Annotated in this window: 22 protein-coding genes; 12 read left to right on the top strand and 10 right to left on the bottom strand. The window is 42.4% G+C overall.

All coding sequences use genetic code 11. The features are described 5' to 3' along the window. Nucleotides 1–117: 117 nt before the first annotated feature. On the bottom strand, nucleotides 118–1,905 hold the full coding sequence (ribBA, locus tag HG267_RS16765; RefSeq protein WP_081583994.1) for a bifunctional 3,4-dihydroxy-2-butanone-4-phosphate synthase/GTP cyclohydrolase II: 1,788 nt from the start codon (nucleotides 1,903–1,905) through the stop codon (nucleotides 118–120). A gap of 469 nt (nucleotides 1,906–2,374) precedes the next feature. Between ribBA and argC the strand changes: the two genes are divergently transcribed. Further along, a complete protein-coding gene (argC, locus tag HG267_RS16760) occupies nucleotides 2,375–3,433 on the top strand; it encodes an N-acetyl-gamma-glutamyl-phosphate reductase (protein ID WP_045870077.1) in 1,059 nt (352 codons plus the stop codon). A gap of 90 nt (nucleotides 3,434–3,523) precedes the next feature. Here the strand turns inward: argC and eno are convergent, their stop codons facing one another. The 3 genes from eno to HG267_RS16745 all read right to left on the bottom strand — a co-directional run bounded on the left by eno (nucleotide 3,524) and on the right by HG267_RS16745 (nucleotide 7,489). Then, nucleotides 3,524–4,813 carry a phosphopyruvate hydratase gene (eno, locus tag HG267_RS16755; protein ID WP_045870078.1) on the bottom strand — a complete coding sequence of 430 codons (1,290 nt, stop codon included), beginning with the start codon at nucleotides 4,811–4,813 and terminating at the stop codon, nucleotides 3,524–3,526. Nucleotides 4,814–5,046: 233 nt separating this feature from the next. Then, the gene (locus HG267_RS16750) at nucleotides 5,047–5,970 is read right to left on the bottom strand and encodes a pentapeptide repeat-containing protein (protein ID WP_194007887.1); all 924 of its coding nucleotides are present in this window, start codon (nucleotides 5,968–5,970) and stop codon (nucleotides 5,047–5,049) included. Nucleotides 5,971–6,274: 304 nt separating this feature from the next. Next, the gene (locus tag HG267_RS16745; RefSeq protein ID WP_045870080.1) at nucleotides 6,275–7,489 is read right to left on the bottom strand and encodes a type IV pilus twitching motility protein PilT; all 1,215 of its coding nucleotides are present in this window, start codon (nucleotides 7,487–7,489) and stop codon (nucleotides 6,275–6,277) included. 246 nt (nucleotides 7,490–7,735) lie between these two features. Between HG267_RS16745 and HG267_RS16740 the strand changes: the two genes are divergently transcribed. The 3 genes from HG267_RS16740 to HG267_RS16730 all read left to right on the top strand — a co-directional run bounded on the left by HG267_RS16740 (nucleotide 7,736) and on the right by HG267_RS16730 (nucleotide 9,875). Beyond that, nucleotides 7,736–8,896 carry a DUF58 domain-containing protein gene (locus tag HG267_RS16740; protein ID WP_045870142.1) on the top strand — a complete coding sequence of 387 codons (1,161 nt, stop codon included), beginning with the start codon at nucleotides 7,736–7,738 and terminating at the stop codon, nucleotides 8,894–8,896. 221 nt (nucleotides 8,897–9,117) lie between these two features. After that, nucleotides 9,118–9,483 carry a ferredoxin thioredoxin reductase catalytic beta subunit gene (locus HG267_RS16735; RefSeq protein WP_045870081.1) on the top strand — a complete coding sequence of 122 codons (366 nt, stop codon included), beginning with the start codon at nucleotides 9,118–9,120 and terminating at the stop codon, nucleotides 9,481–9,483. Beyond that, complete coding sequence (locus HG267_RS16730; RefSeq protein WP_045870082.1) at nucleotides 9,480–9,875, top strand: DUF309 domain-containing protein; 396 nt, start codon at nucleotides 9,480–9,482, stop codon at nucleotides 9,873–9,875. The genes HG267_RS16735 and HG267_RS16730 overlap by 4 nt, the downstream gene beginning before the upstream one ends. 410 nt (nucleotides 9,876–10,285) lie before the next feature. Here HG267_RS16730 and HG267_RS16725 read toward each other — a convergent pair whose 3' ends face one another. From HG267_RS16725 to HG267_RS16715, 3 genes are all read right to left on the bottom strand, one after another. Then, the gene (locus HG267_RS16725) at nucleotides 10,286–11,533 is read right to left on the bottom strand and encodes a bifunctional folylpolyglutamate synthase/dihydrofolate synthase (RefSeq protein WP_045870143.1); all 1,248 of its coding nucleotides are present in this window, start codon (nucleotides 11,531–11,533) and stop codon (nucleotides 10,286–10,288) included. Between the two features lie 267 nt (nucleotides 11,534–11,800). Further along, on the bottom strand, nucleotides 11,801–11,926 hold the full coding sequence (locus HG267_RS16720) for a photosystem II protein Y (RefSeq protein WP_045870083.1): 126 nt from the start codon (nucleotides 11,924–11,926) through the stop codon (nucleotides 11,801–11,803). A 195-nt stretch (nucleotides 11,927–12,121) separates the two neighbouring features. Continuing rightward, a complete protein-coding gene (locus tag HG267_RS16715) occupies nucleotides 12,122–12,649 on the bottom strand; it encodes a gamma carbonic anhydrase family protein (protein WP_096622209.1) in 528 nt (175 codons plus the stop codon). A 240-nt stretch (nucleotides 12,650–12,889) separates the two neighbouring features. Here HG267_RS16715 and HG267_RS16710 point away from each other — a divergent pair, with 240 nt between their 5' ends. The 5 genes from HG267_RS16710 to map all read left to right on the top strand — a co-directional run bounded on the left by HG267_RS16710 (nucleotide 12,890) and on the right by map (nucleotide 18,750). Beyond that, nucleotides 12,890–13,402 (top strand): TIGR02652 family protein, encoded by a 513-nt coding sequence (locus HG267_RS16710; RefSeq protein WP_045870084.1) that lies wholly within the window; start codon nucleotides 12,890–12,892, stop codon nucleotides 13,400–13,402. Between the two features lie 103 nt (nucleotides 13,403–13,505). Then, nucleotides 13,506–13,949 (top strand): VOC family protein, encoded by a 444-nt coding sequence (locus HG267_RS16705; RefSeq protein WP_045870145.1) that lies wholly within the window; start codon nucleotides 13,506–13,508, stop codon nucleotides 13,947–13,949. A 142-nt stretch (nucleotides 13,950–14,091) separates the two neighbouring features. Beyond that, the gene (locus HG267_RS16700) at nucleotides 14,092–16,935 is read left to right on the top strand and encodes a M16 family metallopeptidase (protein WP_045870085.1); all 2,844 of its coding nucleotides are present in this window, start codon (nucleotides 14,092–14,094) and stop codon (nucleotides 16,933–16,935) included. 123 nt (nucleotides 16,936–17,058) lie between these two features. Further along, complete coding sequence (locus tag HG267_RS16695; RefSeq protein ID WP_045870086.1) at nucleotides 17,059–17,517, top strand: plastocyanin/azurin family copper-binding protein; 459 nt, start codon at nucleotides 17,059–17,061, stop codon at nucleotides 17,515–17,517. A gap of 408 nt (nucleotides 17,518–17,925) precedes the next feature. After that, nucleotides 17,926–18,750, top strand: a complete 825-nt coding sequence (gene map / locus HG267_RS16690; protein ID WP_045870087.1) for a type I methionyl aminopeptidase — start codon at nucleotides 17,926–17,928, stop codon at nucleotides 18,748–18,750. A gap of 132 nt (nucleotides 18,751–18,882) precedes the next feature. Here the strand turns inward: map and HG267_RS16685 are convergent, their stop codons facing one another. Continuing rightward, nucleotides 18,883–21,048, bottom strand: a complete 2,166-nt coding sequence (locus HG267_RS16685) for an amylo-alpha-1,6-glucosidase (RefSeq protein ID WP_045870088.1) — start codon at nucleotides 21,046–21,048, stop codon at nucleotides 18,883–18,885. Nucleotides 21,049–21,186: 138 nt separating this feature from the next. On the opposite strand from HG267_RS16685, the gene HG267_RS16680 reads away from it, so the two are divergent. The 3 genes from HG267_RS16680 to HG267_RS16670 all read left to right on the top strand — a co-directional run bounded on the left by HG267_RS16680 (nucleotide 21,187) and on the right by HG267_RS16670 (nucleotide 23,530). After that, a complete protein-coding gene (locus tag HG267_RS16680; RefSeq protein WP_045870089.1) occupies nucleotides 21,187–21,798 on the top strand; it encodes a peroxiredoxin in 612 nt (203 codons plus the stop codon). A gap of 388 nt (nucleotides 21,799–22,186) precedes the next feature. Then, nucleotides 22,187–22,720 (top strand): peroxiredoxin family protein, encoded by a 534-nt coding sequence (locus HG267_RS16675; protein ID WP_045870090.1) that lies wholly within the window; start codon nucleotides 22,187–22,189, stop codon nucleotides 22,718–22,720. A gap of 144 nt (nucleotides 22,721–22,864) precedes the next feature. Continuing rightward, the gene (locus HG267_RS16670; RefSeq protein ID WP_045870091.1) at nucleotides 22,865–23,530 is read left to right on the top strand and encodes a glutathione S-transferase family protein; all 666 of its coding nucleotides are present in this window, start codon (nucleotides 22,865–22,867) and stop codon (nucleotides 23,528–23,530) included. A gap of 270 nt (nucleotides 23,531–23,800) precedes the next feature. On the opposite strand, the gene HG267_RS16665 is transcribed toward HG267_RS16670, so the two are convergent. Next, nucleotides 23,801–24,208 carry an STAS/SEC14 domain-containing protein gene (locus tag HG267_RS16665; protein ID WP_194007858.1) on the bottom strand — a complete coding sequence of 136 codons (408 nt, stop codon included), beginning with the start codon at nucleotides 24,206–24,208 and terminating at the stop codon, nucleotides 23,801–23,803. Between the two features lie 236 nt (nucleotides 24,209–24,444). After that, the gene (locus tag HG267_RS16660; RefSeq protein WP_045870092.1) at nucleotides 24,445–24,822 is read right to left on the bottom strand and encodes a hypothetical protein; all 378 of its coding nucleotides are present in this window, start codon (nucleotides 24,820–24,822) and stop codon (nucleotides 24,445–24,447) included. Between the last annotated feature and the right edge of the window lie 311 nt (nucleotides 24,823–25,133).

The following is a 25,133-nucleotide window of genomic DNA, read 5'->3' as shown; positions in this document are numbered from 1 at the left end:
TTCCAAATAAAAAATATCCCAATATTTATTGTGGGGTGGACATCTTGTCCGCCCAGTTTATGTGGCGGGCAAGATGCCCGCCCCACAAGATGGAATAATTTATTTCTTGGAAGTCCCTTAGCTAAAGCTGTAAATTTTCTGAGTTTCTAAGCGATCGCAAATTGTTGAGGGTAGTGTACCAGCTTCAAAGGTCTGACGATCTACCTGCACTTGCAAATTCGTTAGAGGATCGCTACCAGGAGAAATCAAGAATTCCAGCTTTTCGATATAAGGCAAAGTTGCGAGATGATCGAGAATTTGGCAGATAGCTTGCAAATAAGGATGACCTTTCTGCTGATACCAATCGCCATCTGCAACTTTCGGTTGGTCAAAACCTAAGTGTACTGTTAATGATGGCTTGTCGAAGAGTGCGATCGCTAGTGGTCGCGCTTCTTCTTGTAGTAACAGGTGATGATTTTTCGCTAAATGCCGAATTTTTTCTAGGCGTTCATAGCGTTGTGTTACCGATTGGGGGTCATCTTGCCAGTGAATAGCTACTGTGACTAAATAAGTTTGCAGCAGCATATGTCCTAACTTCTTAGCTTTGGTTGCTAAGTAATAGGAATTGTAATCGTTGGCTTCAATCAATAACGGTACGCGATCGACTACTTCTAAGCCATAGCCTTTCACCCCCGCAATTTTACGGGGATTGTTGGTAATCAAACGAATTTGCTTGACTCCTAAATCCATGAGCATTTGTGCGCCCATACCGTAGTCTCGCAAATCGGCGGCGAATCCTAAGCGCTCGTTGGCTTCTACTGTATCCAAGCCCATATCCTGTAAGGAATAGGCTTTGAGTTTATTAATTAAGCCAATTCCCCGCCCTTCTTGACGCAGGTAAACTACGACACCTTGTCCGGCCGCTTCAATCATTTTGAGTGCAGCTTGCAACTGCATCCGACAATCGCAACGCAAAGAACCCAAAGCGTCACCAGTCAGACATTCTGAGTGCATCCGCACCATAACTGGCTCATCTTTAAAGGTAGCGGGATCGCCCTTAACAATGGCTACGTGTTCGCAATTATCTAAAGTATGGCGGTAAGCGTAGATTTTGAAATGACCAAACTGAGTGGGTAAATCGGCAATACTTTCGCGAATCACTAAGCGATCGTGTTGCAGACGATAACTAATTAAATCCGCAATACTAATAATTTTCAGATGATGACTACGAGCATACTCAATGAGCTGGGGCAACCTTGCCATCGAACCATCGGAGTTTTGAATTTCACAAATTACTCCGGCTGGGTATAACCCTGCTAATCGAGATAAGTCTACAGCCGCTTCTGTATGTCCCGCCCGTTTGAGTACGCCGCCAGCTTTAGCGCGCAGGGGGAAAATATGCCCAGGACGGCGTAAATCTGAGGGTTTTGTGGCTGGGTTGAGAGTTACTTGGATAGTCCGCGCGCGGTCTTCGGCGGAGATCCCCGTGCTGACACCCAAATGCGGCCCCGCATCAATGCTGACTGTAAAAGCAGTTTGGTTGGTGTCGGTAATATTGCTCACCATTAAAGGTAAGTCTAGTTCATCGAGGCGATCGCCACTCATCGCTAGACAAATCAGTCCTCTTGCTTCCACCGCCATAAAATTAATCATGTCGGGTGTAGCAAATTGGGCAGCACAAATCAAGTCACCCTCATTTTCGCGATTTTCGTCATCTACCACGACGATGACACGCCCAGCTTTTAAATCTGCCAAAGCTGCGTCAATGGAATCAAACTTGAAGGATGAAATTGCAGTGCTAGCACCATCAGCCGACTCAGGCGACTGCTGAAAGGCTTGCTCTACTTGCGGAGCCACCCCAGTACTCTGCTCACTAGAGTTGAGGGGAGTGGCTTGCGACTGCCGTTTAGTCTTAGGCTTTGACACAGAGGAATTCCAGGTACCAAAAGTAAATTTTTTTAACAATTTCTTCTTTTAGATTGTAACTCCTTTATAAGGCAGAGAAGTACACTAGCAATGATTTGATAACATGACAAAAAATTTCTGCCCTAAAATTGAGGTTTAATACTCATGTGTGGCAGTAAGACGCTCAAAGCGAGAGTATTTTTTCTAGCTCGTTCCTGACCCAAAAGGTCTGGAATTGCGTGAATATGGTATTTTCCCAATGTCTAATTCCCTCTTCACTAAAGAATGTAAACAGCTGTTTCTGCCCCCTTGGGAGGAAACAGCTAAAAAATTGACTTTCGGTGAGAGCATAAAATCTCGCCGCTAGTAAGTGCAGAGCCACTAACACCCCGGCTTCAATCCGTGGCTGATTGTGCGTTGCGCCTCTGGTCGCTGATATGTTGATAGCTAATAACTCAATTAAACAAAAACTGATAAGGATTTCATCATCATGGGCAAAAATGGACGCGTACAAGTTGGGATTGTTGGCGCGTCAGGCTATGGCGGAGTGCAGTTAGTTCGGCTACTCATGGATCATCCAGAAGTCGAATTAGTTTATTTAGGCGGTGAGAGTAGTGCCGGAAAACCCTTTGCGGATCTCTACCCTCATCTGGCTCATGCAGTTAACCTGCCAATTGAGGCGGTAGATGCAGAAGTCATCGCCCAACGCTGTGAAGCAGTGTTTCTCTCTCTCCCAAATGGTCTGGCTTGCCAAATTACACCAATACTGATTGAAAAAGGCTGTAAGGTACTAGATCTGAGTGCCGATTATCGATTTAGTGATTTGGCAACCTATACCACTTGGTACGGAACTGAGCGCAGCGATCAATCAACTGCAGCTACAGCAATATATGGATTACCAGAACTTTATCGCGATCGCATCAGTGAAGCCCAGCTTGTCGGCTGTCCTGGCTGCTACCCTACCGCCAGTCTGCTGGCACTCTCTCCTCTGTTGAAGCAAGGCTTAATTGTCCCCGAAACCGCCATTATTGACGCTAAATCTGGCACATCTGGCGGTGGCAGACAAGCCAAAATTAATATGCTCTTAGCTGAAGCAGATAACTCTCTCTCCCCCTACGGAGTTGGTCGCCATCGTCACACCCCAGAAATTGAACAAATTTGCAGCGAACTTGCAGGACATGAAGTCAAAGTTCAATTTACACCGCATTTAATCCCAATGGTGCGGGGGATTTTAGCGACAGTTTATGCCACACTGCGCGATCCCGGTTTAGTCAGGGATGATATGGTAACTATTTACAACGCCTTTTACCGTAATTGCCCTTGGGTAAGAGTTTGCGATAGTGGAGTTTACCCGCAAACAAAATGGGCTAGCGGCAGCAATCTTTGCTACATAGGTATAGAAGTTGACCCGCGCACCGGACGCGTGATTGTGATGTCAGCAATCGATAACCTGATTAAAGGACAAGCGGGTCAAGCTATTCAATGTTTAAACATCATGATGGGTTGGGATGAAAGTTTGGGATTGCCCAAACTTGGGTTTTATCCGTAATTGGGCATGGGGCATTGGGCATGGGGCATTGTAATATCTTCCCCCTTGCTTCCTGCTCCCTGCCCCCCTGCCTCATCAATGCCCCAATCCCTACTTCGGCCCTAAACCCACTGCACCTGCATAAATGGCGCGATCGCCTAGTTCATCCTCGATGCGAAGCAGGCGGTTGTATTTGGCAACCCGTTCGCTACGGCAGAGGGAACCGGTTTTGATTTGACCTGCACGGGTGGCTACGGCTAAATCCGCGATCGTGGTGTCTTCGGTTTCACCAGAACGATGGCTAATAACTGACCGGAAACCGTTGCGAGTGCCCAGGTCAATGGTTTCTAAAGTTTCGGTCAAAGAACCAATTTGATTGAGTTTAATCAAAATGGCGTTGGCAGCTTTTTGTTCAATGCCTTTTTGTAAGCGGGTGGCGTTGGTTACAAACAAGTCATCACCTACTAACTGTACTTTTGAACCAATCTTTTGGGTGAGCAATTGCCAACTCTGCCAATCTTCTTCATGCAAGCCATCTTCAATGGAGACAATTGGGTATTGGTCAACTAATTGGGCTAGATAATCAATAAATTCTGTAGGCGCGTGGGGTTTACCGTCGTAGACATATTGTCCATTTTTGTAAAATTCGCTAGCTGCCACATCTAAAGCTAACGCTACTTGTTCACCTGGTTTATAACCAGCTTTCTGAATGGCAGCAACTAGCAATTCCAAAGCTACCTGATTGGACTCCAAGTTAGGGGCAAAACCGCCTTCATCGCCCACACCAGTTAATAAACCCTTGTCAGCTAATACTTCGCTCAGGGTAGCAAACACCTCTGCCCCCCAGCGCAAAGCTTCCCGGAAGGAAGATGCGCCAATGGGGACAATCATAAACTCTTGAAAATCCACATTGTTAGCTGCGTGGGCACCGCCGTTAATTACGTTCATCAACGGTACTGGCAGCAAATTCGCTAAAGGCCCACCTAAGTAGCGATATAGGGGGATACCTAGCGACTCAGCACCAGCTTTAGCTGCAGCCAAGGAAACTGCCAAAATTGCATTCGCACCTAAATTGGATTTGTTGGCAGAACCATCGGCAGCGATCATCGTCCGGTCGATCAATTCTTGGTTGAGGGCATCCAGGTTTAATAACTTCGGCGCAAGTGCATCGTGAACGTTTTGTACTGCCTTCAGTACGCCTTTACCCCCATAACGGCTTTTATCCTGATCTCGCAGTTCGTGTGCTTCAAAAGTGCCAGTAGAGGCACCACTGGGAACCTGTGCCAATCCCACTGCACCGTTAAGCAAATGTACTTCTGCTTCAATAGTTGGTCTACCCCGCGAGTCTAGAATTTCACGGGCAACAATCGCCTCAATGGCAGTATCTACAGTTGTACTCATGTGCGCTTTATCCTTTGTTTCCTTTGTAAGAGTACCTTTTTCCGGTTTGCAAGCGATCGCCTAATGACTGACTTCACCCCATCGCTAGCATAGGCTTTTAAAGGACTTTATAGGCTGAGATTAAACAAGATTTCCAATCATTGCGTCAACTCATTTGCAATTTTGAATTTTATGCTGCGCCTGAGTCTATTTAATAAAGATTTTTTGTATCAGAATTTACAAAGTGCCAAAGTCTAATCTTTCTCATTGTCAGTATTTGTTGTTAAGCGAGGGGATAAACCTAGCTGTTCACAGAAATTCTTACTGTACTCTGCTGTTTCCCAATTTTGAGCAGACTTAACTTGTTCTATAGTTAAACCTTTAGCATTCCAGAAATTAGCTCCTTGGATATTGGCATTATTCAGTTTTGCTCCTGCAAGATTAGCATTGCCAAACTTTGCTCCTTTTAAATTCGCTCTTTGGAAGTTAGCATTTTTAAGCATTGCTCCGCGAAAACTAGCCTCTGTAAAATCAGATTCCTCAAGATTAGCTTCTTGAAGATTAACACTCCAAAGAATTGCGTTTGAGAGTTTAACTTTTTGAAGAGAAACATGAGGAGCAATCAAGTATGCTCCTACCGCAGTCGCATTGAAACCTATGGGAAACTTGGTATATTCATCATATAAAACTTCTCTAAGGTCGGTACTTTCTAATTGTGCTTTTAGAAGAGATGTACCATAAAGTCTAGCTCTATAAAGTTTAGCTTTATTGAGATTAGCATCATCAAGTATTGCTTCTGTAAAATCAGCTCCTGTGAAATTAGCCCCTACTAAATCTGCTCCAGTTAAATCAACCCGTTTTAAATCAACATTAGGAGCATCTATATTCCGCAGAGAAACCCTGTCATTGGCTAATTCTTCTAGAGCAATTTTTCTAGCATAGCTAGTAACTGTACCAGAAGCAGCGGCCGCATCGATTGCTTTCCAGTATTCAAAATGTGACCTCTTTCTTTCAGAAACAATTCTTTCTTCTCGTTTTGGAAGTTCAAGTAAGAAAACCGTTACACCTATCAGCACCCCCAGTTTACTAAGAGCATCAAGTATCTTGATAAAAGCTAAATTTGAAAGCCAGCTAGCAATGGAGTCGGAAAAAAATAAAGTGACTGTTAAAACTGTCAAAGCACTAAGCCAAACAGTCCAAAGTAAAAGTCGCGTTAGCCATAATGATTTGATTTTCTGCTTTAATGGATTTATTTTCAAGATTACTTATCCTGCTGTTATCTACGTGCTTAATATAACAAGATGTAAGACTCTAAAATCTTTTTGAGATCTTAGAGTCTTATTGGTGGGTTTTTATACTTCCCATTTTGTTTTGGAAATAATTTCGTAGTAAGGTATGAAGTCTTTATTTTAAAGCATTTTCAGTACTAAATTTCTTACTGCGAACGCATCACCATTTATATGGTAGAGGTAGTAGTTAATTTCAGCGTGAACTATAGCTATAAGCTTTGAAAAAACTACGTCCAGTTGAATGAGATGGATCTAATCCTTCGTTGCGAGAACGACGACGTAAATCACCGATATCTGGTGTGTTGTTGAAGGCATCTTCAATACTGATTTGACCAGTTAACATCAATTCGCAAAGGGCATCATTCATTACTTGCATACCTTCTTTGCGGCTAGCTTCTATCAGTTGATATGCTTCTGTGTCTTCACCCTTTAATAGATAATCTTGCATAGTGGGTGTGTTAATCAAGATTTCCATAGGTGCTGTGCGACCACCATCTGTTGTGCTGAGTAAACGTTGGGCCACAACAGCAACTAAGGAATCAACAATTTGTACCCGCATAATTGCCTGCTCATCAGGATTATAGAGATTGAGGAGGCGATTAATTGCACCAATTGAATCTTTAGAGTGGAGAGTACCTAATACTAAGTGACCAGTTTGTGCAGCTTTAATGGCAGTATCAACAGTGATGCGATCGCGCATTTCTCCTACTACAATCACATCGGGGTCTTCCCGTAATGCTGACCGCAAAGCATCATGAAATTCGTGGGTGTGTAAACCTACTTCCCTTTGACTAACTAAGCTATTTTGGGAAGTATGCACATATTCAATTGGGTCTTCAATTGTGATGATATGTTTTTGTTGAGTTTCATTTAAATAGCGGATCATTGCCGCTATGGTGGTAGATTTACCTGAGCCAGTTGATCCAGCAACTAAAATTAATCCTTGTTTTTTATTAACAATGTTTTTGAGAATTGGTGGCAATCCCAAACTATCAATACTGGGAACATGTAATGTAATTAATCGCAGCACCATTGCACCACCAGTTAAGGTTTCAAAACAGTTGATACGACAGCGTACAAGCCCAGGATAAACAATTGCTGTATCTAATTCTTTAGTTTGAGTAAATTGCTGCTTGGCAGATGGGGAGAGAATCTCGTTTAAATAATTCTCAAATATTTTTGGTGTGACTACACCTGCTAATTCGTAAACTTCCATCTGTCCACGAATGCGAAAGCGTGGCAATTCTCCGACACGAATATGTATATCAGTAGCTTGCAGATTGTACGCATCATGTACCATTTGTTGAATAGAAACTGGCTTTTTCTGAATTGCAAATGGTGGTGGTGGCGGTGCGGGGAGAGTAGGGATTTGAGGAATTAAATATTGTGAGCTAGATTCGCCGTTCATTATTATTTCCTATAGTAAATATTTGATTAAACCAAAGGTTAAAGCTTAATTTTGAGCCTCAAAGTATGCAGTTGACATAACTTGTAGATTTATCAATTCTTCTGAGGTCAACCGTGGAGTTACTTAGATTTTCAATCTACAACATACTTAGGTAATATTTTCGTTTTTACGATGGTCTTTACCAATTCTTTAGTGAAACCATGAATTTCTATGAATTTCATTTATGGTTGGGCTAAAAAGGAGATTATGAAAATCATTAAACGTACCATCAACTGGTTAGAAACCCGCGCTTGTGCCCCTGCATATAGCGGTTGGGTTTTAGCAGGAATTGCTATCTGCTTCTTTGGCGCTGCTGTGAATACAATGGCGGGTTGGCTTTATGCCATTAGTGGAGTGAGTTTTGCTCTGTTAGCCATAGCTGCTATTTTGCCGCCGCGATCGCTTGTGGGTTTAACTGTGAAACGCCGTACCATTAGGCCTGTCACAGCCGGAGATGAATTAACGGTTGAAATCGAAATTCACAATCAAACAAAGCAAGCTGTAAACTTGCTACAAGTTGAAGATATGTTGCCTTTTGTGTTGGGGAAACCAGTAACCAAGGCCATAGAAACCATTCCCCCCCAAGAGCATTACCGTTGGGTATATTACCAACCAACCCCACGCCGGGGTGTTTATCGCTGGCATTCAGTTGAACTTGTTAGCGGTGCGCCTTTAGGCTTGTTTTGGTGTCGCCGTCAGCGTGAATGTGCAGCCACAGCGATTGTATATCCGAGTGTGTTACCGCTAACTTACTGCCCACTAGTAGATGAAATGGGGCAAGACGAAAGCGACATGAGTAACTTTCAGGGCAAAACCTTGCAAACAGAGACAACCGGACTAGTGCGATCGCTTCGTCCTTATCGTCTAGGCGATCCTACTCGCCTAATTCACTGGCGCACCAGCGCGCGCTACGGGGAATTACGGGTACGGGAATTAGAAATAGTTACTAGCGGGCAAGAAATTATTATTGCGCTTGACAGTGCAGTGAATTGGGCAGAAGAGAACTTTGAACAAGCTGTCATTGCTGCTGCATCACTTTATTTTTATGCCCAGAGGCAAAATATCCAAGTCCAACTGTGGACAGCATTCACGGGATTAATTAAAGGCGATCGCATAGTTCAAGAAGCCTTAGCAGCTACTACCCCCCAGGAAGATGCTAATGCACCTATTCCAGAAGGCTATCCCTTAATTTGGCTAACTTCCAATCCTCAAACCCTGACTTCCTTACCTTTAGGTAGTCGTTGGATTTTATGGGAAAATCATCCTGCTGCCACAGAACCAGTAATAGCTAATCGAGATTATCCGGGTATTGTTATACAAACTGAGCAAGGACTACAACCACAACTACAAAAATCCTTACACTCATAAATTACTGACAATTTCATGTATTGAAAATTTCAATATCTGCTTTCAAGTTAAGCTTTTCTGATGACTCCAAGATTTTTTGATCCCAGTAACCCAGGTATATCAGCCTTTGGACAAACACTATTGCAATTTAGTAACAAAGGTTGGGGAAATCTCCCCAGGATTACCGCATTCAGGCTGAGGTACAATGCAAAGAAATGTTTAAATTATGAGCGGCTGATCTAATGATCTCATCAGAAGTGAATACAAAATCCAGCGATAAAAGCCTAGAAGCAATGCGGCATTTTTCCGAACAATACGCCAAGCGTACTGGAACCTACTTCTGTTCTGAACCTTCGGTTACCGCAGTCGTGATTGAAGGGCTAGCTAAACATAAAGACGAACTTGGTGCGCCTTTATGCCCTTGCCGCCACTACGAAGATAAAGAAGCCGAAGTCCACGCCACATATTGGAACTGTCCCTGTGTGCCGATGCGGGAACGTAAAGAGTGCCATTGTATGCTGTTTCTCACTACAGACAACGAGTTTGCGGGAGAACAACAAGAAATCACTCTCGAAACCATCAAAGAAGTGCGAGACAGTATGGCATGAGTGAAACCATGCCCCAAGAGTTTTGGCAAGGCGTAGAACAGTTTAATACTGGACAGTTCTATGCCTGTCATGACACTTTAGAAGCTTTGTGGATTGAAGCCAGCGAACCAGAAAAAACCTTTTATCAAGGGATTCTCCAAATTGCAGTAGCACTTTATCATTTGAGTAATCACAACTGGCGGGGTGCAGCTATTCTACTAGGAGAAGGCAGTAATCGTCTGCGACGGTACCCATCCAGTTACGGTGGCATCGATTTAGAAGCTTTATTAATTCAGAGTGTGGCATTGTTGCAAGCATTACAAAAAACTAGCCCAGATCAAACTGCTACTGATGATTTGGGTGAATTTGACACATTGCCTTTGCCTAGGATTGAGCTAGTACAAGAAGGCTGAAGTATCAAGGCTAATACTAATCAAAATTAAGAATCCAGTTTACGTAGGATGCGTTACGCTATCGCTAACGCATCTGTGCTAAGTACTCACGCAAAATTATTTATGTCATTGCGAGCGAAGCGAAGCAACCCCAAAACCCTTGTGATTGCTTCACTCCACTTCGTTACGTTCGCAATGACAAATGTATATTTAATTTTGCATCACTACTTAGCTTTTCACTCAGCACTCGGCACTTTCAACTTAGCAGGGATGTATAGAATTGAGGCGTTGCATATTTGCGGGATGAATTCAGGCTTCTAGACAAAACTGAAAGTCGATTCTTTGCGCCTTTGCGCCTACTCTGCGAGAACGACTTCGTCGAATGCGTGAGACAAAAATCATCCCATCAATCAGCAACACCAGAATTGAAATTATTTGATGGACAAAAAGTGTCCGATTAAATAAAGAGAACCACATAAAACAACTAAGTCCTCGGGAGAAGCAAAAGCTGCTTCTAAGGCGGAAGTTAAATCGGGGTAAGATTGACAAAAACTCAATCCTGGACAAATTTCCGCAGCTAGTTTGGCTAAGTCATCGGGAATCGCCGAAGAAGTATCTGGTATAGGTACGAGACATAACTTGTCTCCTTCTCGTAATAAAGCCTGGAAAATATCGGCATGGTCTTTATTTGCCATCATTCCCATCACCCAAGTTATTTTTGGGTTAGCCAATGTATCAACATAATCACGTAAAACTTGAGCACCTGCTGGATTATGGGCACCATCTAGCAATAATTTATGCTTTTTCCAAGTTACCCATTGAATACGTCCAGGCCATTTAGTATTCGCCATGCCATTAATTATGGCTGTTTGAGAAATGTGCCAGTCTTGTTTTTGCAGAATTTCGATTGCAGCTAAAGCTAAGGCAGAATTTGTTAACTGAATTTGCCCTTGTAAAGCTAGCGGATATTGAATTAATTTGCCATCTAGAGTTTGATATTCCGCCCATCCTGAAGAGACAGAACGCGCAGGTTGGGGTGTAAATATCGGGCATTCTAATTCTTGAATACGCGATCGCACAACTGCTTCTGCTTCTTTAGGTAATGGCCCCACCACAGCCGGACATCCAGGCTTAAGAATTCCGGCTTTTTCGCCAGCAATATGGGCAACAGTCGGCCCTAGCTGCTGCCAATGTTCGCGACTGATGGAAGTAATGACTGTTACTAAAGGCTGTGAGCAAACGTTGGTAGCATCCAAGCGTCCGCCCAATCCTACTTCTACCACTGCTATATCTACCTGCTGCTGGGCAAAATATAACCATGCAGCGGCGGTAATCACTTCAAATTGAGTGGGAGATTCTTCATCAGGTGCATTTGCATCTTTAACCTTTTGTAGTAATTTATATAATTCCTCTGAAGCAATTGGCTGTTGATTAACAGAAATACGTTCTGTCCAATCAACTAAATGTGGAGAGGTGTAAAGTCCTGTCCGATAACCAGCTTGAGTGAGAACTGATGATAGATAGGCACAGACAGAACCTTTACCATTAGTACCAGCAACATGAATTACAGGCACTTGCTGATGGGGATTACCAAGCTTGTCCAAAAGTTTGACAATGCGTGACAGTCCTAAATTAATACCGAAGTGTTGAAAGGATTGTAATAGAGAGTCGATATCCAAGATTGGGGAATGGGGATTGGGGATTGGGGAACTCGGGGCCCCCTCTGGGGATAAGGGGTAATGGGGATTGGGGATTGGGGAACTCGGGGCCCCCTCTGGGGATAAGGGGTAATGGGGATTGGGGATGTCTATTCCTTTCTGGTGAACGTTTGACTCGTGACTAACACCAAATACCAAACACCAAACACCAAAGATCTAAATACAAATTAACCGACTGCCCTTGTGACGGGAAACAGCCGGCTAAAAAATGTTAATTATGCTTAAAATTTAAGCTTCTCTGTTTAAAAAGTTTTGCACTTGTCGTAAAGCAGCTGCACCAATATTAAATACAGCCCAACCAGCAGCAATGGCTATTGGTGCTAGAACAACGGCTACACGAAAATCAATGTCCATTTTAGAACCCCTCTGTTAAATAAATTAAACTTTTGTCAACTGCTCTCATTTTTTATTGTTAGCTGAAGTGGACAAATTTTCCAGCCCCATGTGTAAAGAATGTTTACAATTTTGGGGTTTGGGGTTCGATGTTTGGTGCTTGTCAGTAAAAAGGGACAGACATTCCCAGTCCCCAGTCCCCAGTCCCCAGTCCCATTACTTCTGACTAAACCCGAGATCAGTTCCCTTCCCAGCATGAACTAAAGCTAACTTTTGGTAGCGTTCGGCGTGTTCTAATAGTTCTGCAGTTTCAGTGTCTGATAATTGGCGCAAGACTTTTCCGGGAACGCCAACTACTAATGACAATGGTGGTACATCCTTGGTGACTACTGAGCCAGCACCAATAATACTACCAGCACCAACGCGTACCCCATTCAGCACGATCGCACCGATCCCAATTAAACTGCCGCGCTCAATGTAAGCAGAATGTATCACAGCACGATGTCCTACGGTCACATGATCTTCTAATATGGTAGGAAAACCAGGATCGCCATGTAGAATAGCTCCATCTTGTATATTCGTGCATTCGCCAATATCGATGCGTTCTACATCGCCTCTGACTACTGCCCCATACCAAATGCTCACACCTGCCCTTATGTTTACGGAACCGATCACGCTCGCATTGGCTGCAACAAAGGCAGCTTGAGAAAAATCAGGAGATGGCCAGTAAGAAGCGATAGACACGATAGAATATGGATATGGTACCCAGGAACACTGGAACAACTCCAACATTTCGGGCTGGTTGCAAAAACCAGAATATCACAGGGTCAAGCTTCTATGCTGAATTAAGACACTAGTGAATGCTGTTCCTGCATCAGTCAGTGACTTTTTAGCAGTGAGCGGGTAAACCAAAGTGGTGGAGCCGAAGTGTAATATCCAACCCACTGGCGCTGGTGAAGACTAAATTATGTTTCTACGCACTTCATGATGAATCCAGGCTTGCAGTACCCAATATTTGGCCCTGAAATACAGTGTCCCCACTGTCGTCAAACAATTCCGGCGCTGACACTGACAGATACTTATTTGTGTCCGCGTCATGGGGCGTTCGAGGCTAATCCCAAAACGGGAGAATTAATTCATTTACAGTCGGGGCGACATTGGCGTAAGTGGAATAGTGAATGGTATAGGCAACATACCCATCCCGATGGTATTCGGTTTGAAATTCACGAAGCACTAGACAAACTCTATACCCAAGGTTTCCGAGCCACGCGAGTGATTATCGCTCGTCGTTATCAGGAATTAATGAGTGGTTATTTAGAACGCAGCACTCCTTGGCGTTCTGGACAGCCAGAAAATTCCTCAGCACGGCTGTACGGTTTACCTGTGGACTTTAGCCCCGAAGCAACAGAAGATCCTTGCTGGGAAGTCATTAATTTTGATTTGGAAAAAGAGCCTGGTGTCCCTGTGCGCTACCCTTATTTCCGATTATTTGAGTAAATTGTCATTAGTCATTAGTCATTAGTTATTTAGTCATTGCTGAAAAGCAAATGCCCAAGGACAAATGACTAATGACAACGGACAAATGACTAATGACATAATTATGCATCACGCTTCTATTCGGACTGCGAATATTCATCGAGCGATCGCCTTTTATGAACAACTGGGGTTTACAGTTTGTGAACGCTTCACTACAGGCTATACCCTAGCTTGTTGGATGGAAGGATTAGGTGGCAGAATTGAACTCATCCAAATTCCCGAACCAAAACCAGCCCCAGATGCTTTTGGAGATGAGCATTATGTGGGCTACTATCATCTTTCATTTGATTTAACAGAAATTACTGCCGACTTACCTAGTTGGCTGAATAATTTACAAGAACAATTAAAAATAGCGGCTCAAAGCCAGCCAGAACAATTTCAACCTCTCAAAATACTTTTAGAACCGACACAGCAGCAGATAGGCGATCGCATTTATGAGGTCGCTTTTATTGCGGATTATGACGGACTACCCCTGGAATTCATTCGGATTTTAGCAAAACTCAACTAATTTCGCTTTTATATCGATTATTTTTGCTGATAAAATATCACATCTCTGTAGTTTTGCGTAGGTGTCCAATGGAACGCAAAGATTAGACTATAGTCATCAATGCCAAAAATGTAGCTCAGTTTACAGGGTATCTACAAAATCAATGTCTGTGTTTTCCACCTTGTATAGATATCGTCTTCCTTTATTACTGTTGTGCTTTGCGATGATTGCAGTATTGTCATTTAGTGGTAAACCTGCTGAAAGTCAACACGTGCTTGCGTCACAACAGCCACATTATCAATCAATGGTAAATGAACAAGAACCCACACCTATAAAAGTGACAGACAACGTCCGCAAAACTTTGCTAGAAAATGGCTTGACGGTGCTGACAAAAGAAGTACATACAGCACCCGTAGTGACTGTGCAGGTTTGGTACAAGGTGGGTTCGCGCAATGAAGAACCAGGTGTCAATGGCATTGCTCACCAATTAGAACACATGATGTTTAAAGGTACTAAAAATCGTCCTATTCAATTTGGGCGATTGTTTAGTGCTTTAGGTAGCGACTCCAACGCCTTTACTAGCTACGATCAAACAGCGTATTACGGCACTGCAGAACGAAATAAGCTGAAATCGCTCTTATTTCTAGAAGCGGATCGGATGCAAAATGCTGTCATTGATACCGAACAACTAGCAAGTGAAAAGCGCGTAGTCATTTCTGAGTTACAAGGCTATGAAAATAGTCCTGAATACCGTCTCAATCGCGCCGTCATGGGAGCAGCCTTTCCCAATCATGCATATGGTTTACCTGTAGGCGGTACAAAAGCTGATGTAGAAAAATTTACAGTCGAGCAGGTACAGCAGTATTACCGCGAATTTTACACCCCCGAAAATGCCATTTTGGTGATTGTGGGAGATTTTCAAACTGAGTCAACTCTAGAAACAGTAAAAGAAATATTTGGTAAATTACCCAAGAGTCAAGAGTCAAGAGTCACAGAGACGCGATTAATCGCGCCTGTACAAGAGTTAACAGTCAACAGTCAACAGTCAACAGTCAACAGTCCCATTGTGCTGCGAGAACCGGGTGCAGGAAAACTCTTGCAAGTGGTTTATCAGCTACCCGATGTGAATCACCCAGATGTACCAGCGCTGGAAGTGATGGATTATATTTTGACTGAAGGACGGAATTCTCACCTTTATCAAGCATTGGTAGAATCAGGCCTAGCTAACGATATTACTGCTTATGTTTCTAGCTTACGGGAGTCTGGCTGGTATGAATTGTTAGTCACTGCTGCTCCTAAGCAAAATTTGGCAAAAATTGACTCAGTTTTAAATAAAACGATCGCAAATCTAGTAAAAACTGGAGTGACAGCAGAGGAAGTCAATCGCGCTAAAAACCAAGTTGAAGCATCTGTAATTTTAAGCAACCGCGATCTCACAAACCTAGCAATCCAATTAGGTAATGATGAGACAACTACGAGTGATTATCGCTATACAGAAAGGTACTTGGCTGGTGTCCGCAAAGTCAAACCAGCTGATGTTATCGCTGTAGTGAATAAATATCTCAAACCAGAATTACGTACAGTTGGCTGGTTTGAACCCAGTCAAAAGCAGACAAAAGCACTGACTACTAAAATTCAGTACGCGCAAACTACAGAAAAATTTTCCCCTGGTTCTCCTGTAGCACCACAAGAGGTAATCAAGTACTTACCACCTGTGGATGAAGCCACATCTCTTATCACTCGCGAACTACCGCAACAATTTACCTTGGCTAATGGTTTGCAGTTATTATTACTACCTGATAAAAGTACCCCCACAATTACCCTCAGTGGCTACATTAATGCAGGGATGGAATTTGATCCAAAAGATAAAGCTGGATTAGCATCACTGGTAGCAGATAATTTGATGAATGGTACGAAAACCCAGGACTTTTTAGCAATTGCCAAAGCTTTAGAAGAACGAGGTGCAGGTCTAGATTTTGAAGCTTATCGCGAAGGTGTGCGAATTGGAGGCGAAAGTTTAGCTAGCGACTTGCCTATACTTGTGAAAACTTTAGCAGATGTTGTGAAAAATAGTACATTTCCTGCAACAGAGCTAGAATTAGACCGCCAGCAAGCTTTGACGAATCTCAAACTAGATTTAGATGACCCTGACGAAGTAGCAATTAGAACTTTTGTTCAGTCTATTTATCCTAAAAACCATCCATTGCATACTTACCCTACAGAAAAAAGCCTACAGAGGATTAAGCGTCAGGATGTGATTGCATTTAAGGCAAAATATTATCGTCCCGATACTACGGTGTTAGCACTGGTAGGAGATTTTGATCCGATAAAAGTGCGATCGCTCATTGAAGCTGAGTTTGGTGGTTGGAAAGTTAGCGGTGAACCACCAAAATTAACATATCCGCCAGTACCAATGCCAGAAAAAATAGTGCGTGTCAACTCATTCCTCCCTGGTAAGGCTCAGGCTATCACTTATATGGGTTACACAGGCATTAACCGTCAAGATCCCCGCTTCTATGCAGCCTCAGTATTGAATCAGATTTTGGGAGGCGACACCTTATCTAGTAGGCTGGGAGCAGAAGTACGCGATCGCCAAGGTTTAACCTATGGGATTTATAGCTATTTCAAAGTAGGCAAGAATGCTGGAACATTTTGGATTGAAATGCAAACCAGCCCAGAAGATACTAGTAAAGCGATCGCTAGTACTCACGAGCAACTAAAGCAAATCCATCAGCATGGTGTCAGCGCATCCGAAGTGGAAGCCGCAAAGCAGACTCTCATCAGCAACTACAATGTTTCACTGGCAAACCCAGAGGAATTAGCAAAAAAAATTCTCATGAATCAAGTCTATGGACTCGATGAAGTGGAACTGCGCTCTTTTAGTAATAAAATTCAGCAAGTTACCCTATCTCAAGTTAATCAAGCTGCTCGTGAATTACTCCACCCCGATAAAATTGTCGTGGTAACAGCTGGGCCTGCTGTGTTGGCAGATCATACTATTCAGTAAGGAATGGGTCAATGGGGAAAAGGGGAAAGGGTAAAGGCAACTTTGAGCAAGTTACAAAAATTATTCAAAATTTTCAGTAGATTGTGATTAAGATGCAGAATTAATATCAACAATTTGCCTGAGATGCAAGTAATCAAGCGCATTTACTTCATATTAGTATTAATACTAAGCTTTGCTGTTGTAAATACAACTCCAGTCTTGGCAGCAAATGTCTCTGGCGATGTCCTTAAACAAGCTGCTATGGAAACTCCTGTGAGTTTAGGAAATGCAGCTAACGAACTAAAATTTGAACCAAATACCTTAGAATTTACAGCCGGGAAACGCTACAATCTCCGGCTGACAAATCCTAGCCAGCTAAAGCACTACTTTACTGCCAAAGACTTTGCCGATGGCATCTGGACGCAAAAAGTTGAAGCAGGCAAAGTAGAAATAAAAGGCGCTATCCACGAAGTAGAACTCAAACCTAGTGCAATAGCAGAATGGGTATTTGTGCCTCTTAAGCCAGGGAAATATAGCCTCCGATGCACTGTTCCAGGGCACGCAGAAGCGGGAATGACTGGTGTGATTACTGTTAGCAATTGATACTTTTTCAGCTAATGGAATTTGAGTGACTTTAGTGTGATTTAGCTCCCCGACTTTTTGAAAAAGTCGGGGAGCTAGGTATTGGCATTTGCCTCACCACGAGCGATCGCATCCATAACTAAGGGATGATCATAAGCTAATGCGCGTCTCAATTGCATAACTACTAATAAGGGCTGTTGACTGTTAACTGTTAACGGTCAACTGTCAACAGCCCTCACGATGGATTGTGAAACCTAAAAGCAGAATAGCTTATTTCTTTCCCTGAGTCCCTAGTAGCAAGCTCACTTTTTCTAGGTAGCAAATTCTCAAGAAAAAAATAAGTTAATTTAAATATAGATATTATTTCTCAATTAAGCTAGAACAAAATTCACCTCCAGCTACAGAGCATCAAACATTATTTAATCCCACATGAACATTTTCAGTAACTTACTTTCGCAAACAGTACAGCCGAATCCTCCCAAACAACGCCGAGGTATTGAAATTAAATCGCCGCGTGAAATAGATATTATGCGGCAATCAGCAAAAATAGTGGCAACTGTACTTAAAGAAATTTCTGAGCTAGTAGAGCCAGGAATGACTACGGCTGATTTAGATGCTCATGCGGAAAAACGCATTCGTGAAATGGGTGCTACACCAAGCTTTAAAGGATATCACGGGTTCCCTGCTTCTATTTGCTCGAGTATCAACAATGAAGTTGTACATGGAATTCCTAGTGCTAAGAAAGTTATCCGTACAGGCGATGTCTTAAAGGTAGATACGGGTGCTTATTACCAAGGTTTTCATGGCGACTCTTGCATTACAATTGCCGTTGGTGAAGTTACTCCAGAAGCAGCTAAATTGATTTGCGTAGCTGAGGAAGCTCTTTATAAAGGTATTGAACAAGTTAAAGCTGGTGTTTACTTGATGGATATTGCTGGTGCAATTGAAGATCATGTCAAAATGAACGGCTTTACTGTAGTTGAAGAATTCACTGGGCACGGTGTAGGACGTAACCTACATGAAGAACCATCAGTGTTCAACTACCGCACCCGCGAAATGCCAAATGTCAAACTACGCGCTGGTATGACATTGGCAATTGAACCAATTTTAAATGCAGGTTCTAAACATACACGTACTTTAGCCGATCGCTGGACAGCCGTAACTGTAGATAACGCCCTATCAGCTCAGTTTGAGCATACAGTATTAGTCACAGAAACAGGCTATGAAATTTTGACCGATCGCACAAATGTTTAAGTTAGGGGTTTGGTAATTGGTAATGGGTAATTGGTGTTTGCAATTTTCCTTTCCCCAGTCCCCAATCCCCAGTCCCCATTACCCCTTATCCCCAGAGGGGGCCCCGAGTTCCCCAGTCCCCAATCCCCAACCTCAACCCTGCGACTTAGGCAAATAGCGAATCACTTCTGCAACTGACCAAGCTTGTGCGATCGCCCCTTTGGGTATGTGGGGTTCATCGCCATCAAAAATTTCGGAAATGGAGCCTAGACAAGCATCAGAGGAGAAGTGTTTCAATAGGGGTTGCCAATCAAAAGGCGGTGCGGTTTCTGGGTAAAAACGTTGCCAAGAACGGATAAACGGGCCAATGAGCCAACTCCAAACAGTACCTTGATGGTAAGCGCGATCGCGTTGTTCTGGAGTTCCTTGATATTTGCCAATATATTGCGGATCGCTAGGAGCGAGACTCCGCAATCCATAGGGAGTGAGTAAACTGGAAGCTGCTAGCGCCAATACCTCACGCCCTTGTTGTTGTGAAAACCCACAATGATGTAAAGACAGCGCTAAAACGGCGTTTGGTCTAATTTGAGAATTACGGCCATCGTCTAGTTCTATAGTGTCGTATAAATAGCTGAGTTTGGGATTCCAAAACTTTTGCAGAGAATTTTTTACTTGTTGCGCTTGCTGGGCGTAACGTTGCGCTTGCTTTGCTAAACGTTCGGAAGAATTGCCATTGGGGATTTGGCTCAAGCGTTCTGCCCACTTACTCAACCAACATAAAGCAGAGTACCACAGAGCATTAATTTCCACAGGTTTACCTAGCCGGGGAGTCACAGGTTCGCCGCCTACTACCGCATCCATCCAAGTCAAGGCGACACCACAGGCTTCCCAACCCACTAGCCCATCAGTAGCATCAACATGGATATTGTAGCGAGTGCCACCGACAAATGCTTTGTGAATTTGCTGCACTACAGGAAATTGTTCTGCCAAAAACTCCCAATCTTCAGTAGCTTCTAAATATAAACCTAGAGTTTCAATCCACAACAGTGCCGCATCAATACTGTTGTAAAAAGGCTCACCACCAACATCGGGAAAGGCATTAGGAATTAAACCTTGGTGACAATAATAACCAAAAGTCCGTAATAGTCCCTTCGCTAGTTCAAAGCGTTTGGGAACTAGTGCCAACCCTGGTAAAGCCAGCAAAGTATCCCGCCCCCAGTCATTGAACCAGTGATAACCTGCAATCACCGTAGGGCCAGCTATGGAAGCGCGATAGACAATAAATTGATCGCTGGCTTTTAATAGTTGTTGCAGAATGGGGCATGGGGCATGGGGCATTGGGCATTGGTAATTGGTAATTGGTAATGGGTGATGGGTAATTGATACGTCCTCATCTCCCTCATCTCCCTCATCCCAGCCGAAAATCTGGGAAAGTCTTTCTTGTTCTGCCTCAATCGCTTCTATAAAAGTCTCGTCAGTGAGAGGGGCTAATTTTAAATCGGGGAAGCCTAATCTTACTTCTAAGGTGACACAATCTCCGGGTTGGAGAGTCACTGTTAAGTAACCAGGGCTATAAAGGTCTTCGCGATCGCCTAATCCGCGTTTGGTTTCTTCTAACAGGCGGTAATTCCAGTACCACACCGCGTCAGCTTGATACTCTCCTTGTGTCCAACGCAAATGCCAAGGTGTACCAAATTTTCCAGCCACGATTGCTTGCAAGCAAACTTGTTGGGGTAACAAGATTTGTGAGAAGTGTAATTCTGGAGAAGCAGTTTGCTGATAATGAAAGTCGCGATCGCCTATCAGCAAGCGTAGCCTTAAAAGACCTTCTTCCCGGCCTTCATAGCGATACTGGATTAACAGACGATGGCATAAGGTGGGGGATGAGGCGGATTGAAGAGAATTTTCCCCCATGCTTGTAGAGACGCGATTCATCGCGTCTTTAATCGCGTCTCTACCCTGCTCCCCTGCTCTTGCCTCTAACCCATAGGGCATGATTAACTGTCTACTGAGTTGCCAATTATCTTGGCCCCAAACCCATTTTGGTACTGGGTTAAGCTCAAAGGCACGCAGCAGTTGGTAGCCTGTTGGTTCAATTCGTCCACTGTCCCAGTAATTTGTCCCTAAGGGTACAACTTTCCCTTCGACTTCCAAACTAGCTTCGAGGTGCGAAAGTAGCAGGGTACGACCGGAAGGGGGATTTGTCGCGGCAAAAAACCAACCATGATAGGTACGTGTACGGATATCCGAAACCGTTCCACTAGCAAAACTACCCAAACCATTAGTCAGTAACCATTCTCTTGTATCTAAATTAGCCATTTGCTACTCAAAATCGTTATGACTATGATATAGTCGTAACAGATCGTAATTAAACTGTGAGAGCGTGGATGGGTGAGTTTTACCTGACCCGAATTCCAACGCTAGTAAATAAATATAAGTTGAAGGAGAATTAGGTTCATGTCCCTCACTTACGGAACAGAAGGATGGCTTCGCGTTGGTCAACAGGCTCCAGACTTTACAGCAACAGCTGTAGTGGATCAAGAATTTAAGACAATCAAGCTTTCCGACTATCGCGGTAAGTATGTAGTTTTATTCTTTTATCCCTTAGACTTTACCTTTGTTTGCCCCACTGAAATCACAGCATTTAGCGATCGCTACGAAGAATTCAAGAAACTTAACACCGAAATTTTGGGTGTTTCCGTTGATAGCGAATTCTCTCACTTGGCTTGGATTCAGACTGACCGCAAATCTGGTGGTGTAGGCGACTTAAATTATCCTTTAGTTGCTGACATCAAAAAAGAGGTAAGCGCTGCTTATAACGTACTCGACCCAGCAGCAGGTATTGCTTTACGCGGTTTATTCATCATTGATAAAGATGGTGTGATCCAGCACGCTACCATTAACAACCTAGCTTTTGGTCGTAGCGTTGATGAAACCTTACGGACATTGCAAGCGATTCAGTATGTCCAATCTCACCCCGATGAAGTTTGCCCTGCTGGTTGGCAACCTGGTGACAAGACTATGAATCCCGACCCCGTGAAATCTAAAGTTTACTTCTCTGCTGTCTAGTAGTTTGCCAAGGAAGCCGGGGGAAAGGGTAAGGGGAAAAAAGGAAAAAATTTTCACCCCCTTTTACTCACCTAAACCCAGCAAATTAGGCTTGCCATCTGACTAGATTTCTCTTGCCAGAAAACTGCAAAGCAGTATACTGGATTTAAGAGCAGTATCAATTATTACCACAGATAACCACAGATGAACACAGATAAACATTAATCCGTGTCAACTTCAGTGCCAATCTGTGGTTTTTTCATGTTTTAGGATGGAATTAGAGTATTGGGCATGGGGGATTGGGCATAGGGCATGGACTATTTTTATATTTAACTCTCTCATCCCTTTTGACCTTTGACCCTTGACTTTTGACTCTGGACTCTGGACTTTAAATTATCAAAGATAAAATATGCTAACTTCAACAGATTTTAGCGGCTTATTCAATGAGCGCTTCTTCCACAATTTTCTGCCAATTCCTGCTATCTATGAACTACGATTAGATGTGGGAACGCCAGATTTTCAACTGCCAGATATTACAAATGGTACTTTGCTGAAGCTTTCAAATTACAGAGGCAAACAACCAGTTTTATTGGCGTTTACCAGAATATTTACAGAAAAACAATATTGTCCTTTTTGCTATCCTCACATCAAATCTTTGAATGAAAACTACGAAGAATTTCAAAAGCGTGGGATAGAAGTTTTGATGATTACGAGTACAGATGAAAGGCAGAGTCAAATTGTTGTCAGAGATTTAGGCTTAAAAATGCCGTTATTGAGTGACCCTGCTTGTAAAGTATTTCGGCGCTATCGAGTAGGACAAGCTCTAGGAGCACCTTTACCTGCACAGTTTGTATTAGATAAAGACGGAAAACTCCGTTATTATCATTTATTTTCTTTTTTGGATCATAATGCCAGTGTAGAAACACTATTAGCTAAATTTTAGCTGTTTAGTAGTTTGATAAACTTTACCAAAAAATTCCCAGGTGACAGTTTAGATAAACTCTAATTGTCTTAATTACGAATTACGAATTGCTTTAATGTAGAAAATTGGCATTGATTAATTTATCAAAAGTCATGAGGTTTGCTTATGTTGACACTTTATCATGCACCGCTTTCTCCTAACTCGCGCCGAGTTTGGATTACATTGATAGAAAAAGGGCTAGAGTTTGAACTAGTAGAAATCAAACTCAATGGAGAGCAATTTAAACCAGATTTTTTAGAAATTAGCCCTTTTCACCATATTCCAGCTTTAGTAGATGGCGACTTTAAAGTAATCGAATCATTGGCGATTCTAGATTATTTAGAAGCAAAATATCCCAATCCGGTGATGCTACCTGAAGATCCAAAAGATTTAGCGATCGCACGGATGGTACAACTGGTAACTGTCAATGAACTTTTGCCACCAACTACCACGTTTTTACCTCAGTTTCTAGGCTTACCCCCAGGAGATCCAGAAAAAATCCGGCAGTCAGAGGAAAAAATTTCTGTAGTACTTAAGTTCTTTGAGAGTTTATTAGACGATCGCCCTTACTTTGGTAGTAACAACCTGACCTTAGCAGAGGTTGTGGCTGGAACTGTAGTATATGTATTGCCTAAAGTGGGCATATCTTTAATTGATTATCCCAAATTAAGTGCTTGGAGCGATCGCTTAATAGCACGTCCATCGTGGCAAGCTACTCAAATTACTCCAGAGATGATCAAAGATTTTCGAGCTGTTTTAGAGGCAAGAAAGGCACAGCAAGCTACAAGCTAGCACTGCTACCTTATAATTTAAAATTCAAAATTACGTTTAATGTGAATTAAGCGGTCAGGATTTCAAGCCTATTTATGTTTCTTAACATATGTTTGCTTTCATTCCACCGACTTATACCAATTCAAATACTGTTTGCGACACATCAATATATTTTAGAGGTCACGGCATTGCCGTGCCCCTACAACCTGTCGCATTCTTGTTTCCAATTGGTATTACTTATTTTTTTGCTTTTTTCAACTCAGCTTCTCTGAGTCTTTTTGTGCTTTTAATCTAAAGTTCAGTATATATTCGTGTCTGAATATTTAAAGCCTCTATCAATGCGTTGAGCGAAATTCCACGCAGATTTGCTAATTCTATTAAATTATTGAGATATTCGGCTTGGAGTGTTTCTATCTGTTCAGTCAAGCCTAATAACTCTCCATATTCATAGCTTGTCAGCGTAGCAGCATCTTTTTTAGCTATTAATCTCTCATGAGATTTTTGAATATCTAAAGGGATGGGTTCACTAATCTCTGCTAATAATTCAGCTTCGTATTCTAGCTGCTGTTTAATTTGGCGTTGTCTTTGCAGTGCTAGAACTTGAGATACAAAGTTATCTAAATCTTGCTGGTTTAATTGCTCAACAGCTTTGAGCAATTGTGCTAATGATAGTTGGATTTCAACTTTCACTGTTGACATTTGATGTATTTTGCCACCTAATTTCTAGGTATTCTACCAAGCGAGCTATGAAATAGGGTGTTAACAAACTATGAAAAAGCACAACTCCAACCTTTCATGCAAATCTCAGCTGGAGTGTGAGCAAATAATAGCGATCGCTTGGTAGTTAATTACTTTCCATCTAACCTGATCATGAGCCAGATAAATTAAGGTCATTTCACTACTGCAATCAACAACAACAAGACCTAGTATCAATCTTAACCAAACCAGTGAGATGGTTCAAAACCAGGTTGGATTTTTTCGCAAAGGTGATGACTAATCCAATCTGATTTATCTTTAAAAATGGTGTAAATACCTTGATGAATCAAATTTTGTACATATAGTTGTTGTTCTAAAGGACTACGCGGCAACTTAGACTTAATTAAGTATTCTTTGTCATCTTCAGAAAATGGAATATGTCCCTCAAAATTAGAGTAGTAAAGGCAAGGAATACGGTTAAGGACAAATTTAATTAATTCTTGGCGTAAATCAGGAATAGCAAAAGCTTGTTGGTAAGGGTTGTATGGATAGGTATCCAACACACTTTCAATCTCGCCTTGTACTGATTGCTGTGTTAATTTAACAACTGTTTGCATAACTATTCATCTCCTTTTTTATCTAGTCAATAACTTGTCAGGAATAAAGTTTCTAGGTGGCAAAATTGACAAAATAACCAGCTAGAACTGATTGACATTAAGAGATGCTCTAACCCTGAATAGCAAATTTTATCTCGGTACAATTATCAAAGCTCTATCCTGTCTATTTTTAGTTAAAACTTATACTCAATGCTGGTATAAATCGTAGAAACAGCATTCAATAAAATGGATAAGTACCGTGTTTTATCTCTCTAATGTTAATTATCCAAAATTTTTTAGTCTGTATCTGTAAACTACACAAAACGCAGCAA

Source organism: Tolypothrix sp. PCC 7601 (assembly GCF_025677855.1).
GTDB classification, from domain to species: Bacteria; Cyanobacteriota; Cyanobacteriia; order Cyanobacteriales; family Nostocaceae; genus Aulosira; species Aulosira diplosiphon.
The sequence above is the reverse complement of the archived record's forward strand: the minus strand, read 5'-3'. Positions and strand labels throughout refer to the sequence as shown.

Bases quoted from the DNA above. Each gene is read 5' to 3' on its own strand.
- argC (WP_045870077.1), top strand. From the start codon at position 2,375: ATGGGCAAAAATGGACGCGTACAAGTTGGGATTGTTGGCGCGTCAGGC.
- eno (WP_045870078.1), bottom strand. From the start codon at position 4,813: ATGAGTACAACTGTAGATACTGCCATTGAGGCGATTGTTGCCCGTGAA.
- HG267_RS16745 (WP_045870080.1), bottom strand. From the start codon at position 7,489: ATGAACGGCGAATCTAGCTCACAATATTTAATTCCTCAAATCCCTACT.
- HG267_RS16740 (WP_045870142.1), top strand. From the start codon at position 7,736: ATGAAAATCATTAAACGTACCATCAACTGGTTAGAAACCCGCGCTTGT.
- HG267_RS16735 (WP_045870081.1), top strand. From the start codon at position 9,118: ATGATCTCATCAGAAGTGAATACAAAATCCAGCGATAAAAGCCTAGAA.
- HG267_RS16730 (WP_045870082.1), top strand. From the start codon at position 9,480: ATGAGTGAAACCATGCCCCAAGAGTTTTGGCAAGGCGTAGAACAGTTT.
- HG267_RS16720 (WP_045870083.1), bottom strand. From the start codon at position 11,926: ATGGACATTGATTTTCGTGTAGCCGTTGTTCTAGCACCAATAGCCATT.
- HG267_RS16710 (WP_045870084.1), top strand. From the start codon at position 12,890: ATGATGAATCCAGGCTTGCAGTACCCAATATTTGGCCCTGAAATACAG.
- HG267_RS16705 (WP_045870145.1), top strand. From the start codon at position 13,506: ATGCATCACGCTTCTATTCGGACTGCGAATATTCATCGAGCGATCGCC.
- HG267_RS16700 (WP_045870085.1), top strand. From the start codon at position 14,092: ATGTCTGTGTTTTCCACCTTGTATAGATATCGTCTTCCTTTATTACTG.
- HG267_RS16695 (WP_045870086.1), top strand. From the start codon at position 17,059: ATGCAAGTAATCAAGCGCATTTACTTCATATTAGTATTAATACTAAGC.
- map (WP_045870087.1), top strand. From the start codon at position 17,926: ATGAACATTTTCAGTAACTTACTTTCGCAAACAGTACAGCCGAATCCT.
- HG267_RS16685 (WP_045870088.1), bottom strand. From the start codon at position 21,048: ATGGCTAATTTAGATACAAGAGAATGGTTACTGACTAATGGTTTGGGT.
- HG267_RS16680 (WP_045870089.1), top strand. From the start codon at position 21,187: ATGTCCCTCACTTACGGAACAGAAGGATGGCTTCGCGTTGGTCAACAG.
- HG267_RS16675 (WP_045870090.1), top strand. From the start codon at position 22,187: ATGCTAACTTCAACAGATTTTAGCGGCTTATTCAATGAGCGCTTCTTC.
- HG267_RS16670 (WP_045870091.1), top strand. From the start codon at position 22,865: ATGTTGACACTTTATCATGCACCGCTTTCTCCTAACTCGCGCCGAGTT.
- HG267_RS16665 (WP_194007858.1), bottom strand. From the start codon at position 24,208: ATGTCAACAGTGAAAGTTGAAATCCAACTATCATTAGCACAATTGCTC.
- HG267_RS16660 (WP_045870092.1), bottom strand. From the start codon at position 24,822: ATGCAAACAGTTGTTAAATTAACACAGCAATCAGTACAAGGCGAGATT.